The sequence below is a fragment of the Micromonospora sp. WMMD1274 genome (assembly GCF_049179035.1).
GTDB classification, from domain to species: domain Bacteria; phylum Actinomycetota; class Actinomycetes; order Mycobacteriales; family Micromonosporaceae; genus Micromonospora; species Micromonospora tulbaghiae.
The window spans coordinates 2,666,639-2,683,302 of the sequence record NZ_JBMHMG010000001.1 but is presented as its reverse complement, the minus strand read 5'-3'; the positions used below and the strand labels follow the sequence as shown (position 1 = coordinate 2,683,302).

Annotated in this window: 12 protein-coding genes, 1 tRNA gene, 1 other RNA gene and 3 pseudogenes; 9 read left to right on the top strand and 8 right to left on the bottom strand. The window is 68.3% G+C overall.

Annotation, left to right across the window (positions count from 1 at the left end):
* Positions 1–254: 254 nt before the first annotated feature.
* Positions 255–497 carry a hypothetical protein gene (locus tag ACN27D_RS12350; RefSeq protein WP_019033731.1) on the bottom strand — a complete coding sequence of 81 codons (243 nt, stop codon included), beginning with the start codon at positions 495–497 and terminating at the stop codon, positions 255–257.
* Positions 498–994: 497 nt separating this feature from the next.
* Positions 995–2,122, bottom strand: a pseudogene (locus ACN27D_RS12345) (tyrosine-type recombinase/integrase).
* 262 nt (positions 2,123–2,384) lie between these two features.
* Here ACN27D_RS12345 and ACN27D_RS12340 point away from each other — a divergent pair.
* Together ACN27D_RS12340 and ACN27D_RS12335 are read left to right on the top strand one after the other, a co-directional pair.
* Positions 2,385–2,888: pseudogene (locus ACN27D_RS12340) on the top strand (GntR family transcriptional regulator); the annotation flags it as partial.
* A 26-nt stretch (positions 2,889–2,914) separates the two neighbouring features.
* Positions 2,915–3,584, top strand: a pseudogene (locus ACN27D_RS12335) (HAD family hydrolase).
* 69 nt (positions 3,585–3,653) lie between these two features.
* On the opposite strand, the gene ACN27D_RS12330 reads toward ACN27D_RS12335, so the two are convergent.
* From ACN27D_RS12330 to ACN27D_RS12315, 4 genes are all read right to left on the bottom strand, one after another.
* Positions 3,654–4,139: a DUF4411 family protein gene (locus ACN27D_RS12330; protein WP_421499138.1), complete on the bottom strand. Its 486-nt coding sequence runs from the start codon at positions 4,137–4,139 to the stop codon at positions 3,654–3,656.
* Complete coding sequence (locus ACN27D_RS12325; RefSeq protein WP_421499137.1) at positions 4,140–5,294, bottom strand: helix-turn-helix domain-containing protein; 1,155 nt, start codon at positions 5,292–5,294, stop codon at positions 4,140–4,142.
* Positions 5,295–5,747: 453 nt separating this feature from the next.
* On the bottom strand, positions 5,748–6,269 hold the full coding sequence (locus ACN27D_RS12320; RefSeq protein WP_364811950.1) for a hypothetical protein: 522 nt from the start codon (positions 6,267–6,269) through the stop codon (positions 5,748–5,750).
* Positions 6,266–6,880 carry a hypothetical protein gene (locus ACN27D_RS12315; RefSeq protein ID WP_421499136.1) on the bottom strand — a complete coding sequence of 205 codons (615 nt, stop codon included), beginning with the start codon at positions 6,878–6,880 and terminating at the stop codon, positions 6,266–6,268. The genes ACN27D_RS12320 and ACN27D_RS12315 overlap by 4 nt, the downstream gene beginning before the upstream one ends.
* A gap of 233 nt (positions 6,881–7,113) precedes the next feature.
* On the opposite strand from ACN27D_RS12315, the gene ACN27D_RS12310 reads away from it, so the two are divergent.
* Complete coding sequence (locus tag ACN27D_RS12310) at positions 7,114–7,446, top strand: YciI family protein (RefSeq protein ID WP_120572675.1); 333 nt, start codon at positions 7,114–7,116, stop codon at positions 7,444–7,446.
* Entirely contained in the window at positions 7,443–8,729 is a 1,287-nt protein-coding gene (locus ACN27D_RS12305) for an RNA polymerase sigma factor (protein WP_421499135.1), read from the top strand. The genes ACN27D_RS12310 and ACN27D_RS12305 overlap by 4 nt, the downstream gene beginning before the upstream one ends.
* Positions 8,730–8,761: 32 nt before the next feature.
* Here the strand turns inward: ACN27D_RS12305 and ACN27D_RS12300 are convergent, their stop codons facing one another.
* Together ACN27D_RS12300 and ACN27D_RS12295 are read right to left on the bottom strand one after the other, a co-directional pair.
* Positions 8,762–9,874, bottom strand: a complete 1,113-nt coding sequence (locus ACN27D_RS12300; RefSeq protein WP_421499134.1) for a DUF6236 family protein — start codon at positions 9,872–9,874, stop codon at positions 8,762–8,764.
* 299 nt (positions 9,875–10,173) lie between these two features.
* Positions 10,174–10,258 (bottom strand) — tRNA-Ser (locus ACN27D_RS12295).
* 81 nt (positions 10,259–10,339) lie between these two features.
* Here ACN27D_RS12295 and ffs point away from each other — a divergent pair.
* From ffs to ACN27D_RS12270, 5 genes are all read left to right on the top strand, one after another.
* Positions 10,340–10,429, top strand: an RNA gene (gene ffs, locus ACN27D_RS12290) — signal recognition particle sRNA small type.
* Positions 10,430–10,536: 107 nt separating this feature from the next.
* Positions 10,537–13,629, top strand: coding sequence for a DNA polymerase III subunit gamma and tau (locus tag ACN27D_RS12285; RefSeq protein WP_421499133.1), 3,093 nt, complete (start codon positions 10,537–10,539; stop codon positions 13,627–13,629).
* 108 nt (positions 13,630–13,737) lie between these two features.
* Positions 13,738–14,046, top strand: a complete 309-nt coding sequence (locus ACN27D_RS12280) for a YbaB/EbfC family nucleoid-associated protein (RefSeq protein WP_064446817.1) — start codon at positions 13,738–13,740, stop codon at positions 14,044–14,046.
* An 8-nt stretch (positions 14,047–14,054) separates the two neighbouring features.
* Positions 14,055–14,648 carry a recombination mediator RecR gene (gene recR / locus ACN27D_RS12275; protein ID WP_013289050.1) on the top strand — a complete coding sequence of 198 codons (594 nt, stop codon included), beginning with the start codon at positions 14,055–14,057 and terminating at the stop codon, positions 14,646–14,648.
* A 322-nt stretch (positions 14,649–14,970) separates the two neighbouring features.
* A complete protein-coding gene (locus tag ACN27D_RS12270) occupies positions 14,971–16,632 on the top strand; it encodes an ABC transporter substrate-binding protein (RefSeq protein ID WP_120572732.1) in 1,662 nt (553 codons plus the stop codon).
* The last annotated feature ends 32 nt before the right edge of the window (positions 16,633–16,664 follow it).

The following is a 16,664-nucleotide window of genomic DNA, read 5'->3' as shown; positions in this document are numbered from 1 at the left end:
CGGTCGATCCGCGAGGATCGCACCGGGCGTTCCGCTTGTGGTCTCATTTTTGGTCTCGGTTGCCCACCCGCAAAGCTGTCGCCTGGCATGACCAGCCTGGTTGGTCCGGGGCGGTGTCGACGCACCCTTGCCGCCAGTTGCAGCTTCGAGGGTGGAGAAGGTGACGAGTACCGTGTCCGAAACGCGATGGTGCCCGCCCAGCGAACTGGGCGGGCACCGCCATACGTGGCCGAGTCTGAACTAGGCCGGATAGATCACTTACCGGACTTGTTCTTGGTGGGGTCGACCAGCTTCGACGGGCCGCCGTTGGGGGTCGGCGGGATCCGGTGTCCCTTGGGAACAGTCACCTCGGGCCCGCCCTGGGTGGGCAGGTACTGACCGCTCTTCGGAGCGGGCGTGCCCGGGTTCACGATGACCGGCTTGGAGGCCGGACGGCTGGCCGGCTTCGCAGCCGGCTTGCTGCCCGTTCCAGACGGCTTCGCGCTCTTACTTGCCACTTGCGTTCTCCTTCTTGATGGAGCACGCCGGGCGCCCTACGGAGAATTTCACTCCGCTGAAGTCTCGCGAGAGCCTTCATCCGCTGCTAAAGTCCCCGTTCTACTGCCAGGTAGGAACGACGACCCGGTGGGGTGCCCGGAGACCCGGCCCCTTGCCGGGTCTTCGTGCTGTCATGCTGCGATCACGCTACTGGACGTGCGGGTGGTGGGCAAGGAGATCGACTGAGCCGCTGACCCGTACATCTAGTGGCTCGGCTGCTCATCGGCGGCCACATCTTGTGGATAGACGCCTCGGTGTCCTGTGGACAGCGGCGGCGCGGGGTGCGGTAGCCGCTCGAACGCTTGTTCCATTCGAACATAAGGGCAGTTCAGGGCTGTAGTCGCGTCGATCAATGTGGATGCCCATGATCGGGTTGGCCTTGTGGATAACCTGTGGATGGCATGTGAATCTGGCCCTTGTGACCTGCCGGTATCACGGACAGCTACGTCGGCAAACTTCATCCTTTCGGGTGACCCTTCGGCGTGTCGTCCCTGGACCCGGGAGTGGCCCAAAGAAGTCCGCCGACCGTTGAGCGATGTCCTGACGGACCTGTGCCGTCAGTTGCTGGGATCGGGTGGCCATCGCCGAGTTGGACCAGCCCATGATGCCCATCACCGCCCGTTCGGCCACGCCGAGGATCAGCAACACCATGGCGGCCGTGTGTCGAGCATCGTGCAGCCGCCCATCGCGCAGTCCCGCGCGGGCCAGCAGCCGCTTCCACTCGTGTAGTCGGTGCGTGGGTTCACCGGGCCGCCGGTCGGCGTGGTGAAGAGGTAGCCGGTAGCTGTCCAGAGTTGCGCGGCTGTCTCACGCTCGGCGGCCTGTTCTTTCCGGTGCTGGCGCAGCAGGGTAACCAGGGGGTCCGGAAGTCCGATGCTGCGCCGACCGGCCCGCGATTTCGTGTCGGCGGTCTCCGCGCGCAGCGGCTGTCGGTGGGGGCAGTGACCGCCGAACTTTCGACCGCACGGGCTCGTGCACCCGTGCTTCCATCTGGGGCGCTGCCGGGCGCGGCGAACCATCAGCGTCCCACCGTCGAGGTCAACGTCATCCCCCTTCAGGCCCAGCACTTCGCCCTGCCGCAATCCGAGCACTAGGGCTATTGCCCACCGCGCGCTGTTGCGCCGTTTGCTCGCGGCGCGCAACAACCGCTGCACCTCCTCCACCGAATAGGGCTCGACCTCTTCGTCTTCGAGACGTGGCGCTTTCGCCAGGCTGGCGGGGTTACGCACGAGGTGTTGCCGGCGTACCGCCTCGTTGAGGGCAGTTCGCAGGGTGCGGTGCGCCTGGTGGGCGGTGGCGGCGGCGCTTCCGGCGGCCTGCATCTTGCGGGTCAGCTTCTCCACGTGCTCGGGTTGCAGCTTCTCCGATCGGTGCGCACCGAGTCCGGGGATCACTCGGCTGGATGCGGGCCAGCACCACCGGGAGCGTGTCGGTATACGGCGACCCGGTAGCCGGCGATCGTGTTGTCACGCACGGCCGGCGCGGCGATGTTCTCCACCCAATGCGTGAGCCACGTCTTGACAGTCCACGACTGCCCCGCCTTGCGAACGGTGCCCCTGTCGCGGTCGCGCTCCAGCTCGCGCACCTTGCGGGTGACAATGGCCTCGGTCTTGCCCCGAACGTGGCGACGATCGGGACTGCCGCCGGGAACGCCCGGCGTTGGTGCCGGTCATCGGCCGGCGGGACCCCTGCCACGCGAGGCGGCCGGCGGCGGCCAGGGCGCGGGCGGCGACGTCGAGTTCGGCCGGGGTGCCGGTCAGCCACACTTCGAGGTCGGACAGCGGCGCGTCGCGCGGGGAGGGCCGGTCGTCGCGGTAGCCGGCCATCACGCGGGCTCCCCGTTGGCTTTCTCAGGTGAGACGCTGCGAGACGCGCTAGCCGAGGCGCTCGACAAGGTGCGCGTCGGGAGGCTGGCGCCGGAGACGATCGCGGTACGGGTGCTGATCTCTGACATGACGGTGCCCATGGCGCTGCCTGCTCGGGCTGAGACTCAGGCGGATGACCCTGCGGTGCGAGAGCGAGCCGAACGCATCACGCGCCGGGCGGCAGACGCCATCATCGACCAGGTGGCCGAACTGGGCGACCTCGGCCTGATCCGGGTCGACCTCGGTAGACGTGCGGATGCACCGAGCCGCGCCCCTGTTCAAGCTCCGCATCTCGAACGGGGAAGAGGTCTTCTACGGCTTCTATCCCGTCGTCGAGCGCACCGTCTCGGTCAAGGGTGAGCCCATGGCGATCTACGACCTGATGGGCAAGGACGTGCCGTTGTTCCACTATGCCGTGACCGACGACGACACGTCCCAGGCACGCAGTTCGTGGAGGCGTCTCGCCAGTCGTTCGACTCGGTGTAGTCGACCATCGCCTACCGGTACGACGGATGAGCGCCGACCTCGGCCGACTGCTCAGCAAGGTCGGCGCGGTGCTGCTCGACTTCGACGGCCCGGTGTGCAGCATCTTCGCCGGGTACCCGGCGCCGCAGGTTGCGGCCGAGCTGGTCGACGTGCCGCCGGATCTCGCCAGCGAGCCGGACCCGCTCGAAGTACTACGCCGCACCGCCGCGCTCGGCGATTGGGAAATGACGCGGGCGGTTGAGACGCGCTTTGCGCGGCCGAACGCCGCGCCGTCGAGAGTGCCGCACCGACGCCGTATGGGCGAGAGGTCATCGTGGCTGCCAGACAAGCAGGGATGCTGGTGGCGGCGGTTAGCAACAATTCGGATGGCGCGGTGATCGCGTACTCGCGGCGAATAGGCTCGCAACATACGTTTCTCCCGTGGTCGGCCGCGCATACGCCGAACCGGAGCGCATGAAGCCGAATCCCGAACCGATCCTGAAGGCTGTGCACGCTCTCGGTGAGCTTCCGGGTCGATGCCTTCTAATTGGCGATTCGTTATCGGACCTCGAGGGAGCCAAAGCTGCACGAGTCGGTGTAATTGGCTACGCAAACCGGTCGGAGAAGATTGCGGCGTTCCGCAACGCCGGGGCAGATGCAGTGATCACCAGCATGGGGGAACTCGCTGACGTGATGATTAATCGAGTCGAGAGCTGACCTGCGAGTCGCAGGAAGTCAGAGTTGCAACCTGGCTCCGCCTCAGGCGGTGTTTAGGCAGGCCCAACCCTAGAGCCTGAACGTCGCCTGCTCCGTTCGCAGCATATCGAAAGGGTTCATCCAGCTCACGCCGACCGCGTCACAAGCGTCCGGAATTTTGATGCGGTTGCGCGAGCCTGTGCCAGCCCTCTCGTGTGTCACTACTGTCGCATTAACCGTATGAGCATGCGCCACCAGGAAGTAATCAGCAGCGCCTAGGAATTCGAAAACAGCCGCTCTTGTGTATTGGGGGGAAGTGTTTGCCCAGGTGCTGAGTCGCGTAAGTGACGGCGCGCTGATCTCTCTTGCCGGGAGTGTAAAGGATCTGGGCATTTTCTTGATCCATTCGCATAACTCGTCTGCGGTGCCCACCAACTCATCGTAGACGGCTTCCACCGTGTAAAGCTTGGCGCTTAGGTGGGCTGACTTGAGCCATTCCCAGAACCCAGGAACGATGTCGAAAGGGTAGTAGCGGTTCTTGGCGTCTATAAATACGTTCGTGTCAATCAAGTACATTTAGGCAACCCCGAGGCTCTCGCTGAGCTGCTCGAAGGTTGATGTTTTCTTAAAGCCAAGAAGGCGAAACGCGTCCCGGTAGGGAGTTCCGCCTTCGAGAGTGTCAGCCACGACTGATCGGGCGAAGCGCCTGCCTACTCGCACGGGAAGAGTGGTGTAGAAGTTCCCGCCGCCAGTTTGCCTGTTCATCAAGGCGAGCACTCGCTCCAACTCCTCATTGAAGGCGTGGTTGAACTGACGTTCTTGCAAGAAGCCAGCGTCGAAGATGCGCCGTAGTACGACCAGTGTGCTTACCTTGTAGAGGCGTGCTAGTCGCTGTAGCTCCAAAGTCAAATTACGGCTTGGGGCGAACTCCAGCCGCAGAGAGGCCAATGGAATCAAAAGCTCGGCGGCAACCTCGTTACACCAGCGCTCCGTCCGGTTGTCGTTGGCAATATGGGCAAGATCCTGGTTCGAAATTGCAGAGCCGCCAAGACTAATGTGAGCCAGTTCGTGAGCTAGTGTAAAAATCTGGGCAGCTTTGGTATCTGCGCCGTTGATGAAGATCAGGGGTGCAATGGGGTCTGCAAGCGAAAACCCACGGAACTCTCTGGGGTCGAGCTTCCGGTGGGTATTGGAGCCAACGATTCCGCTGGTCATCACCAGTATCCCCTGGCGCTCAGCATGTTCCGATAGCCCGCGAAGCGCCTCCGCCCACGTGGCGAATTCCGAACGGATCTCAAGGCCAAACCCTAGCGAGTCACGCAGGCTGTTTGCTGCCGCCTCGGGAGTTGTAGAAAGCTGCATGCTTCCGACTACTGATACAGGTCTGTAGCCGTGGGACTCGGCGAACTCGCGGTACCACTCCTGGCGTTGCTCGCATGCATAAATCGTGTCTAGCAGATTAGGGGTGGGGTTCCGATTCCGCTCGTCACGAAAGGTCCGAAAATCAGGTAGAGGCAGCGTCTCTTCGGGCGGACTTGGCAAAAAGAATAACCCGATGGGAGTGTATGTTGCCTGCGCATAGTTCTCTAGCTGCCGCATTGTTGGTTTTACAGAGCCTGACTCCCACTGGAGAAGCATCGGGAATCGGTTGGCTAAGTCCCCGATAGAAAGACGCGCCCTTTCGCGCGCCCAGCGGAGCATCTCAGGCGCAACATTGACCCGCGTGGGCATGCCTGTTCCTCTCCCGGCCGTATTCGAAACGAACCAACAACTTCTGACTCTAGCCGCTCTGACCTTCTACGTTAAGTACCCAGGCGGTCACGTTGTGGAACCCAAAGCTCGTAAAACTTGACAGCTCGGTCACGACGCCTCTGCCAAGCAGGCCAGAGGCGTGGCAAGGAACACGTGCGGGCCGAGCGTCGATGGGCACATGGAGCGGCGCAGCGCGGCACGTGTGCTGCCGGAGCTGGCCGTGGTCTCAGTTGCGGTCTCATTCAGCGCCGTACACCCATGTTCGCCGGAGCATCAAGGCGACCGGCCGCAGCTCACGTACCGTGTCGACCTTCCCCGTACAAGTGATCGCAGACCTCGAAAGCGTGTGAGGGTTTACGCTCTCCGCGGGTTCAAATCCCGCCGCCACCGCCATATCGATCAAGCGCCCGGGTTGTCCCGGGCGCTTTGTCGTCAGCAGGGGCCGTAGCCCTCGTCGAAGAGGCGGCGGGCCCAGTCCGCGTACCCGGCGATGATCTCCCGGACGGTGACGCCGTCGTGCAGGAAGAGGTACGCGCGGTCGCCGTCGCGGGCGAGCAGCCCGTCGAAGCGGTGACTGCCGGGCGGTGCGGGTAGGTCGACGGCGCCGGGGTACGCGGCGCGGACCTCGCCGACCGGCGTGCCGGCGCTGATGCCCTCGGGCGTGCTCATCGGGTCGTCCAGCCAGAGCAGGACGAGCCGGTCGTCGACGAAGATCGGGCTGACCGCACCGTGCCCGACCAGCGCAGGCCCGCAGGCCGCCTCGTCGGCGCGCAGTACGCCGCGCCGGGTCAGGTCCGCCTCGGTGTCGCCGAACTCAGCGTTGCGCAGGCCCTCCAGGCTGACTACCTGTGCGGCGCCGACCGGGCGGGTCGGCCACTGTGGATGAACGCCGCTGCCGGCTGCGGACGCGGCAGCAAGCAGTGCGGCAATAAAGCCGAATTGTCGTAGTTTCATGCAATCCCCCAGTCACCAACGGGACCGGGGCGATGAGGTTGCTGTTGTTGGTCGGATTGGCGTAGTTCCCACTCTTCGGCCAGCTCGTCCCAGTAGTCGGCGGACAGTCCACGCCGGCCGTGCGTCAGCCAGCCGTCCGTGTCGCGCTCCAGGTGCAGGCCCAGCTCGGCGAACGGGTCGATCCACGCGCCCGGCTCCGCGCCTAGGCGGGCGAGCGCCGTGTTGATCGGCCACTCGGTCCGTGGCCGGTCCAGTGCGGCGTCGTACCGCGGGCCCCAGCTCACCTCGCCGCCCAGCCAGACCACCGCCGACTGGTGGCCCAGGCCGCCCGCGAACTCCGCCTCCAGGTACGCCACCGGGCCGCTCCTCGACCAGCGGGCCAGCACCCCCGCCAGCGGCGGCGACAGCACCAGCCGGAACGGGCGCTCGGCGCGCGGCTCGTCGGTGGCGTAATCCGGCAGGCCGCCGGTCAGTTCCTGCACGAGTTGCGGGGTGACCGGCAGTAGCGCGAAGTCCTGGCGGAGCGCGGCGAGCACCGCGTGGTCCAGGTCGGCGGTCTGCTCACGAAGCAACTCGACGTCGGCGACCACGGCGCTGAGCTGGTAACTCATCCGGTCCTCTCGGCGTCCACAGGCTGTGGATGGAACATGTGTGCGACGGATTATGGGGCCTCTCGGCGCGCTCGACGAGCGACGCGACCGATGCCCAACGTACGGGCGGAGCAGCGCTCGCGCATCATCGCGCCCGATACTCGCACTGCACGGCTGTCGGATCGGGGCGGTGGCGTTCGTAGCCGGGGTGACGGCGGCCCGGCCGGCGGCCGACGAGAGTGAAAGAGGAACCGATGGCGCAGTACCTGATCTCCGTACTCGACGACACGACCGGCTCGGCCACCGACGCGGAGATGGCCGCGATCGGTGAGTTCAACGAGCGGTTGCGAGCCGACGGCCACTGGGTCTTCGCCGGTGGGCTCGCGGCGCCGGAGACGGCCACAGTCGTGGACGCGCGGGACGGGAACCCGCTGCTCACCGACGGGCCCTACCTGGAGACGAAGGAGCACGTCGGCGGGTTCTGGATCATCGAGGCGCCGGACTTCGACGTGGCGCTGCCGCTCGCCGCGCTGGCGTCGCAGCGGTGCAACAGGCGGGTCGAGCTGCGGCCGTTCCTGGTCGCGTGACAGACGTCGGCGAGACGCTCACCCGGGTCCACCGCGAGGAGTGGGCCCGGGTCGTCGCCACGCTCGCCCGGCGCATCGGCGACCTCGACGTCGCGGAGGAGATGACAGCCGAGGCGTTCGCCGCCGCCGTCGAGCGCTGGTCGGCCGAGGGCGTACCGCCGAACCCCGGCGCGTGGCTCACCACCACCGCGTACCGGCGGGCCGTCGACCGGATCCGGCGCGAGAGCCGGCGGGAGGACAAGCACCGGGAGGCGCTGATGCTGGCCGACGCCCCGGAACCGCTCGGTGTCATCGACGACGACCGGCTCCGTCTGATCTTCACCTGCTGCCACCCGGCGCTGGCCATGGAGGCGCGGGTGGCGTTGACGCTGCGCCTGGTCGGCGGCCTCACCGTGCCGGAGATCGCCCGGGCGTACCTGGTCCAGGAAGCCGCCATGAGCAGGCGGATAACTCGGGCCAAGACGAAGATCAAGGCGGCCGGGATCCCGTACCGGGTGCCGTCCCGCGACGACCTGCCGTCCCGGGTCGGCGGCGTGCTCGCCGTCCTGTACCTGATCTTCAACGAGGGCTACCTCGCCTCCGACCCCGGCAAGGAGGCGGTCCGCGCCAATCTCACCGCCGAGGCGATCCGGCTCACCCGCCTGGTCCGTACGCTGATGCCCGACGACCACGAAGCTGCCGGCCTCCTGGCGCTGATGCTGCTCACCGAGGCCCGCCGGCCCGCCCGGGTGTCCGCGACAGGCGAACTCGTCGTCCTCGCCGAGCAGGACCGCAGCGCGTGGGACCGCGACCTCATCGCCGAGGGCCACGCCCTGGTCCGCGCGTGCATCGCCGCCGGTCGGCCCCCGGGCCGCTACCAGATCCTCGCCGCGATAAACGCCGTCCACACCGACGCCCGCGACGCGCGGGACACCGACTGGGCGCAGGTCGCCGCGCTCTACGACCATTTGGTACGGGTCGACCCGTCACCGATCGTGCGGCTCAACCGGGCCGTGGCGATCGCCGAACTGGACGGGCCGCAGGTGGCGCTGGCGGAGGTGGACGGGCTGCCGCTGGAGGGTTACCACGCGTACCACGCGACGCGTGCCGAGTTGTTGCGCCGGATGGGGCGGGGTGGGGAGGCGCGGGCGGCGTACGACCGGGCGATCGAGTTGGCGGGCAACAGCGCGGAGACGGCGTACCTGAAGCGGCGGCGGGACCAGTTGGGCGCGACAGGTGAGTCTTGCCGCGAGAACGTCTCAGGGCCGGCCCGTGAGGGAGCCGGCCCCAAGCCTGCCAATTGATCTACCGGCTTCTTCCGTACCCACTATCCGGCTTAACCGGCTCCTCCAACCAGGTTCTGCGTCCGATGCAGGTAGGTGTAGTTCTGGGCGGTGCCAGCGACGCTCCGCCGCAGTTGCGTCGTCGCAATGTTGATAGCTGCGCCGGAGAGAGCGGTCAGGGGTGCCTCCAGACCTGGCTCGGTCACTGCTCCAGAGCCAGCGGCAAGGGCGACAAACGCAGCGACCGGCCGGGTGACCCAACCCCACCTCGTGCCTCGCGCTGCCGCTTTCAACTCTGCTGTCGCCTCGGTTAGCTCTCGCTCGACCAAGCGATACGCGTCTTGCGGGTGACGGCCCGCTTGCTTCAGTTGATGAAGGAGCTCGTCTACGGCCAGCATGAGTCTTCGTCGCTCGGCGTCATACTTCGTTCTGAAATGCACGAGGTCACTGATCATCACGTCGTCTCTCGGTACCGGCAGGAGTGGGCCGAGGTCAACCTCCCAGCACGCTGTGACGTCATAGCCGGACGTCGGTTCAGTGTTGAATCGATGCGCCGTGCGGATGTCGGTGTGTGGACGCAAACCGCGCGGGCCGGTGCAGCCTGAGCGCGCGTTGTTGTCGGCAGCAATGCGCCCTGCGATGAGGCTGACAACGATGTTGAGCAGGGCAGGTGCAGCGACCAATCGCGAAGGGTTGCCGGGGTGTGGGTAGACCAGATCCTGTCGGCGAAGTTCGTTCGCGACGCTTTTATGCAGCTTACCGACGTGAAGGGTGCTGAACTCGCCGTCCGGTGGCTCGGCCGGGGGGATCAGGTCATCATGCGGCACCTGTTTCAGGGCATGGCTGAGCTCCCCCTGGATCTCGTGCAGCTCGAATGGTCCGAATGCCTGGTCCGCCTCAAGCGGCCGGTAAAGGCCCGCGTCTTGAACCGCCTTCATGCGGTCGGTCAGCCGGGCTTCCCACCCTGGGGCAACGACAGTGGCTAGGTCATCCCAGTACAAGATTGCCTGCTGCAAGACGGGCACCGGTGCGTTTGCAAAGGGGTAGTAGAGCATCCCGGCCAAGCGAACCTCCACAGGGTGTCTCTCATGCGTACTGTAAGTAAAGGCCACATCTCGATGCGCCTCAAGCTTGCGGAGTAGGCCGTCCGTCTGGTTGAAGTTCACCGGTCTGCCCGCGTATCGCATCCTTCATCTGCCTGGACGCCCGCAGATCGACCAGCAACACGGTCCTTAGCGCCGAGCGGGGGCGCAGGGTGCTCCTCGTGGTCGCTTCTCCGGCCGTAGCCAGGACCGATCTTGCAGCGAGGTCTGCGATCGTGACGGTGTAACAGGAGATGCTTCGACGGCCCCGAGCCAGAGCGCAGCCCGTAACGTCAGGCGGCGTTGACGTCAGCAGGACGCCAACGACCCGTAGGGATGACTCAGGGCCGGTCCCTGTGGGGCCGGCCCTGACGTTCTGCGAGCGGAGGATACGAGATTCGAACTCGTGAGGGTGTGAACCCAACACGCTTTCCAAGCGTGCGCCCTAGGCCTCTAGGCGAATCCTCCGCGAGCCAGGATACAGGTCTCCCGACGGCGGGCCACCCCACCCTCCCGGAAGATCCACAACCCTTCGGGTAGGCTTGGCGTCACCTCCCGTGCGGCGGTACCTCGTGAACCTCCCCAGGGCCGGAAGGCAGCAAGGATAAGCGAGCTCTGCCGGGTGCACGGGAGGCCTTTTTGTCTCCCGGGCCGGGTAACGTCGCTGCGGGTCGGGTCACGGGGTGGTGGGTGGTCACCCGGGGCCGACCGGCGCAGAATGGCTCGGTCGAGAGGAGGCGGGACGGGTGGCACTGGCCCTTTACCGCAAGTACCGGCCGCGGACGTTCGCCGAGATGATCGGCCAGGAGCAGGTCACCGAGCCGCTGTCGCAGGCGCTGCGCAGCGGGCGGCTCAACCACGCCTACCTCTTCTCCGGTCCGCGGGGCTGCGGCAAGACCTCCAGCGCCCGGATCCTGGCCCGCTCCCTCAACTGCGAGCAGGGCCCCACCCCCGAGCCGTGCGGGCAGTGTGACTCGTGCCGCGGGCTGGCTCCCGACGGCGGCGGCTCGATCGACGTCATCGAGATCGACGCGGCCAGCCACGGTGGTGTCGACGACGCCCGTGAGCTGCGCGAGAAGGCATTCTTCGCGCCGGCCCGCAGCCGCTTCAAGATCTACATCATCGACGAGGCGCACATGGTCTCGTCGGCCGGCTTCAACGCCCTGCTCAAGCTGGTCGAGGAGCCCCCGGAGTACGTCAAGTTCATCTTCGCCACCACCGAACCGGAGAAGGTCCTCGGCACGATCAAGTCGCGGACCCACCACTACCCGTTCCGGTTGTTCCCGCCGAAGGTGGTCCGCCCCTATCTCGAGCAGCTCTGCGAGGCGGAAGGCGTCAAGGTCGAGCCGGCGGTCTTCCCGCTGGTGGTGCGCGCCGGCGGGGGCAGCATGCGCGACAGCCTCTCCGTGCTCGACCAGCTCATCGCGGGCGCCGGCCCGGAGGGCGTCGACTACGCCCGGGCCGCCGCGCTGCTCGGTGTCACCGACGCCGCGCTGATCGACGAGATGTGCGACGCGCTCGCCGCCGGTGACGGCGCCGCCGCGTACGCCACCGTCGACCGGGTCGCGGAGGCCGGGCACGACTCGCGCCGCTTCGCCTCCGACCTGCTCGAACGCCTCCGCGATCTGATCGTCCTGCAGCAGGTGCCCGATGCCGCCGCCAGGGGCCTCATCGACGGCCCGGCCGACCAGATCGAGCGGATGGCCGCCCAGGCCCACCGCCTCGGCCCGGCCACGCTGTCCCGCTGCGCCGACATCGTGCACAACGGCCTGGTCGAGATGCGCGGCACCACAGCGCCCCGGCTGCTGCTGGAGCTGATCTGCGCGCGCATGCTCCTGCCCGGCGCGGACGACTCCTCGGCCGGCCTGCTCCAGCGCCTGGAGCGGATGGAGCGCCGGCTGACGCTCGGGGGCGCCGAGCTGCCGCCGGCCGCCGCCGACTCCGCGCACCCCACCCAGACCCAGGGGGTACGCCCGGCGGCTCCCGCCCCGGGCGCGGCTGCCGCCGCGGTCCACCCGGATTCCGCCGGCACGCCGGCGGCTGCCGGCGCCCCGACCGGTGCCGCCGCCGCACGTGCCGCTGCCGCCGCTGCGGCGGGTACCCGGAACGCCGCACCCGGTTCCCGTCCGGCCCCGAACGGTGCGGGCGCCGATTCCCGTCCCGTGCCGGCCGGTGCGGTTGCCGAGTCCGGCCCGCGTACCGCGCCGATGGCGACCGAAGCGGCCGCGGCTGCCGGGGTCCACGCCGACACGGACGCCGGGTTCCCTGCGCCGGCCGCCGCCGAGCGAGCCGCCGCCGGCTCGACGACGTCGGGTCAGGCCGCTGCCCGACGCCCGGTACCGCCGTCCGCGGTGATGCCGGACCCGGCCACGCCCGAGCCGCCCCGCCCCGGAGCGGGCAATCCCGGCGCGCTCGACGCGGTCGCGGTGCGCCGGGTCTGGCCCGAGGTGGTCGGCAAGGTCAACCGCAGCAACAAGCGGATCGCCGCGTTGATGCGGGACGCGGTGGTACGCGACCTGGACGGCGACACGCTCGTGCTGACCGTGAAGTCCACGGTGCTGGCGAAGATGATGGCCGACCACGCCGCCGTGCTGACCGACGCGCTCTACGAGGAGTTGGGCGGTCGCTGGCAGATCCGCTGCGAGGTGGCGGGCGAGCGCGGCGCTGCCTCGCTCGGCGGCCCGTCCCGCCCGTCCGGTGCGAGCCGCGCGCAGGCCGACGCCGCACCGGGCCGCAACGCACCCGAGAGCGCTCCGGCCCGCCCGGCGGCCGCCCCGTCCGGCCCGGCGTCCGACACCGGGTCCGGTCGCCCGGACTCCGGGGCGGTAGGTACCGCTCAGGGCCGTCCGGACGCGGACGCGGGGCGTGTCCGCCCGAACGCGGGCGCGGCTGACGCGGGGTACGGACAGGACACCTCCGGCGCGGCCGGCACCGCTCACGCGCGCCCCGATTCCGTCAGCGCGGACGCCTCCCACTCGGCAGCAGCCGACGCGGGACCGGGCCGTCCCGGCTTCGACACCGGAGCCAACCGCCCCGGCTCCGACGCAGGACCGGGCCGCCTGGGTTCGGCCCACGCCGGGCCAGGCCGTCCGGACTCCGGTGTCGCCGGACGCCCGGCAACCGACGCGGTCGGCGGCGCCCCGGGACGGCCGGTGTCCGGCTCGGGCAGCCGAGCCACTGGTAACCAGGCGGCCGGTAGCCAGGCCGGGGGACCGGCGGGCCGGGCCGGCGCGGGTTCGCCCGACGCCTCGCACCGTTCGACGGCGACCCCTGCGGCAGACCAGGCCGGCGAGGAGGACTGGCCGGAGCCGGCCCGGCCCGGTGGCACGGCCTCTGCCACCGGTACCGCCTCGGCCGCGAGCACCGGCGACGGGGAGGACTGGCCGGCGGCGGCCCGTCCGGGCGGGGGCACGGCGACCGCTACCGCGCCTGTCGTCGTACCCAAGCCTGCTGCACCCGCGGCGGCGCCGGCGCCTGCCGGTGGGGCGAGGCCGGCGGGGGCGAAGAACAGCGCGATCGCGGCGGCGCGTGCGGCCGCGGCGGCCGCCGCTGCGGGCGGTGGTCCCGGCAAGGGGCCGCGCGCGGCGCAGCCGGCGCGGAAGACGGCTGATGCCGAGTGGGCGGGCGAGCCGCCCTACGACCCGGACTTCGACGGCCCGGTGCGGGGCGGGGGCGCGCCGGCGGCGGCGCCCGCCTACGAGGGGTTCGATCCGGGTGACGAGCCGTTGGACGACGTGATCGACGAGCGGACCGCCCGGCAGTCGAGCGAGGAGCAGGCGGTGCAGCTGCTGCGCGAGACGTTCGGGGCGGAGAAGATCGACGAGGTGGACGCGCGCTGAGCGTGCGCCGACCGCGATTCAGCGGTGCCGTGGCCCGACTAGGCTGGGCGCGGCCGAGCAGACGAGTGGAAGAAGGAGCGGTCCGTGCGCCCAGGTGGACAGCCGAACATGCAGCAGATGCTGAAGCAGGCGCAGAAGATGCAGCAGCAGATCGCCAAGGCCCAGGCCGAGCTGGCCGAGGCGGAGCTGACCGGCACCGCCGGCGGTGGCCTGGTCACCGCGACAGTCGCCGGTACCGGTGAGCTGAAGGCGATCAAGATCGACCCGAAGGCGGTCGACCCGGAGGACGTCGAGACGCTCGAGGACCTGGTCGTCGCGGCCGTGCACAACGCTGCCGAGGCGGCCCGCGAGCTGACCGAGAAGAAGATGGGCCCGCTCGCGGGCGGCATGGGCGGCCTCGGCCTGCCCGGGTTCTGAGCCGGCAGATGTACGAGGGTGCCATCCAGGATCTGATCGACGAGCTGGGCCGGTTGCCGGGCGTGGGCCCGAAGAGTGCCCAGCGGATCGCGTTCCACGTGCTGTCGGCGGATCCGGCCGACGTCAACCGGCTGGCCGGCGCGCTGCGCAAGGTCAAGGACCTGGTCCGGTTCTGCACGACCTGCTACAACGTGGCCGAGTCGGAGCAGTGCCGGATCTGCCGCGACCCACGGCGCACCGACGAGGTGCTCTGTGTGGTCGAGGAGCCGAAGGACGTGGTGGCGATCGAGCGGACCGGCGAGTTCCGCGGGCGCTACCACGTGCTCGGCGGCGCGATCAATCCGCTGGAGGGCATCGGCCCGGACAACCTGCGGATCCGTGAGCTGATGACCCGACTCGGCGGCGGCGAGGTCCGCGAGCTGATCCTCGCCACCGACCCGAACACCGAGGGCGAGGCGACCGCCACCTACCTGGCGCTGATGGTCAAGCCGATGGGGATCGCGGTGACCCGGCTCGCGAGTGGACTGCCGGTCGGCGGCGACCTGGAGTACGCCGACGAGATCACGCTGGGCCGGGCCTTCGAGGGCCGACGGGCCGTCTGAATCCAGTCGTACCGCCTCCGGCGGGTGCCCTGCGGGGTACCCGCCGGACGTGTCTCCGGGCCGTACCGGCATGTCGGTCGATCTAACAGGAACGTGCGTCCGGGACCGGATCGACGTAATAAATTCGCCCTTCAAACCGACGAAAGTTCGGCGAGGTAAGGGATTTCCCTTCGATTCGTATGCCTCGTTGCGGAACAGACACGATTCGATACCAACCCGCCCCCCGCCCGTTTCCGCGCCGTCCACCCGAGGGCTAAGGTCTGCGCACATCGGTGACCCTGTCACCACGTTGTCCGTACCCCCAAGGACGAGGTGAAGCACCATGCGTGCATCCAGGCCGAAGGTCGCAATCGCGGCCGTCGCGGTCGCGGCCCTCGCGGTTGCAGGCTGCGCCGAGAGCGACCGTGAGAGTGGCTCCGGAGATAGCAAGAAGGACACCCTCGTCTTCGGCGTCGCCGGAGACCCGAAGGTGCTCGACCCCAGCTTCGCCAGCGACGGTGAGTCGCTGCGCGTGGCACGCCAGGTCTTCGAGACCCTGGTCCGTCCGGAGGAGGGCGGCACCAAGGTGACGCCGGGCCTCGCCGAGTCCTGGACGCCGGATGCGGCGGGCACGACCTGGACGTTCAAGCTCCGCTCGGGTGTCAAGTTCCACGACGGCACCGACTTCAACGCCGAGGCCGTCTGCGTCAACTTCAACCGCTGGTACAACGCCAAGGGCCTCATGCAGAGCCCGGACGTGACCGCGTACTGGCAGGACGTCATGGGCGGGTTCGCCAAGAACGAGAACCCGGACCTGCCGCCGAGCCTCTTCAAGTCCTGCACCGCCAAGGACGCCACCACTGTGGACCTGGCGTTCACCCGGGTCTCCAGCAAGATCCCGGCCGCGCTCATGCTGCCGTCGTTCTCGATCCAGAGCCCGAAGGCGATGGAGCAGTACGACGCCAGCAACGTGACCGGCACCGCCGAGGACATCAAGTACCCGGCGTACGCGATGGAGCACCCGACCGGCACCGGCCCGTTCAAGTTCAAGGCGTGGGACGTCGCGAACAAGTCGCTCACCATCGAGCGCAACGACGACTACTACGGCGACAAGGCCAAGCTGAAGACCATCATCTTCAAGACGATCTCGGACGAGAACGCCCGCAAGCAGGCGCTCCGCTCGGGTGACATCCAGGGCTACGACCTGGTCGGCCCGGCCGACGTCGAGCCGCTGAAGAAGGAGGGCTTCAACGTCCTCACCCGGCCCGCCTTCAACATCCTCTACCTGGCGATCAACCAGAAGGGGAACCCGAAGCTGGCCGACCTGAAGGTCCGGCAGGCCATCGCGCACGCGCTGAACCGGCAGGCCCTGGTCGACTCGAAGCTGCCCCCGGGCGCCAAGGTCGCGATGAACTTCTTCCCGGACACCGTCGAGGGCTGGAACGGCGACGTCACCAAGTACGACTACAACCCGGAGAAGGCCAAGCAGCTGCTGGCCGAGGCCGGCGCGTCGAACCTGACGCTGAAGTTCCACTACCCGACCGAGGTCACCCGGCCGTACATGCCGAACCCGAAGGACATCTTCGAGCTGCTCTCGGCGGACCTCAAGGCGGTCGGCATCAACGTCCAGGCCATCCCGCTGAAGTGGAGCCCGGACTACCTCAACGCCACCACCTCCGGGAACAAGCACGACCTGCACTTCCTCGGCTGGACCGGTGACTACGGCGACGCGTACAACTTCATCGGCACCTTCTTCGACCGTCCGAAGGACGAGTGGGGCTTCAACAACCCCGCACTCTTCGCGCAGTTCAAGGACGCCGACACCACCGCCGACGCGGCGGCGCGGACGGAGAAGTACAAGGCACTGAACAAGTCGATCATGGACTTCCTGCCGGGTGTGCCGATCTCGCACTCCCCGCCGGCGATCGTGTTCGGCAAGGACGTGACCGGGATCAAGGCGAGCCCGCTCACCGACGAGCGGTACGCGACCGCAGAGTTCAAGTGATCTGAAGGCACCGTACGCGGGCGGGCGCTGTG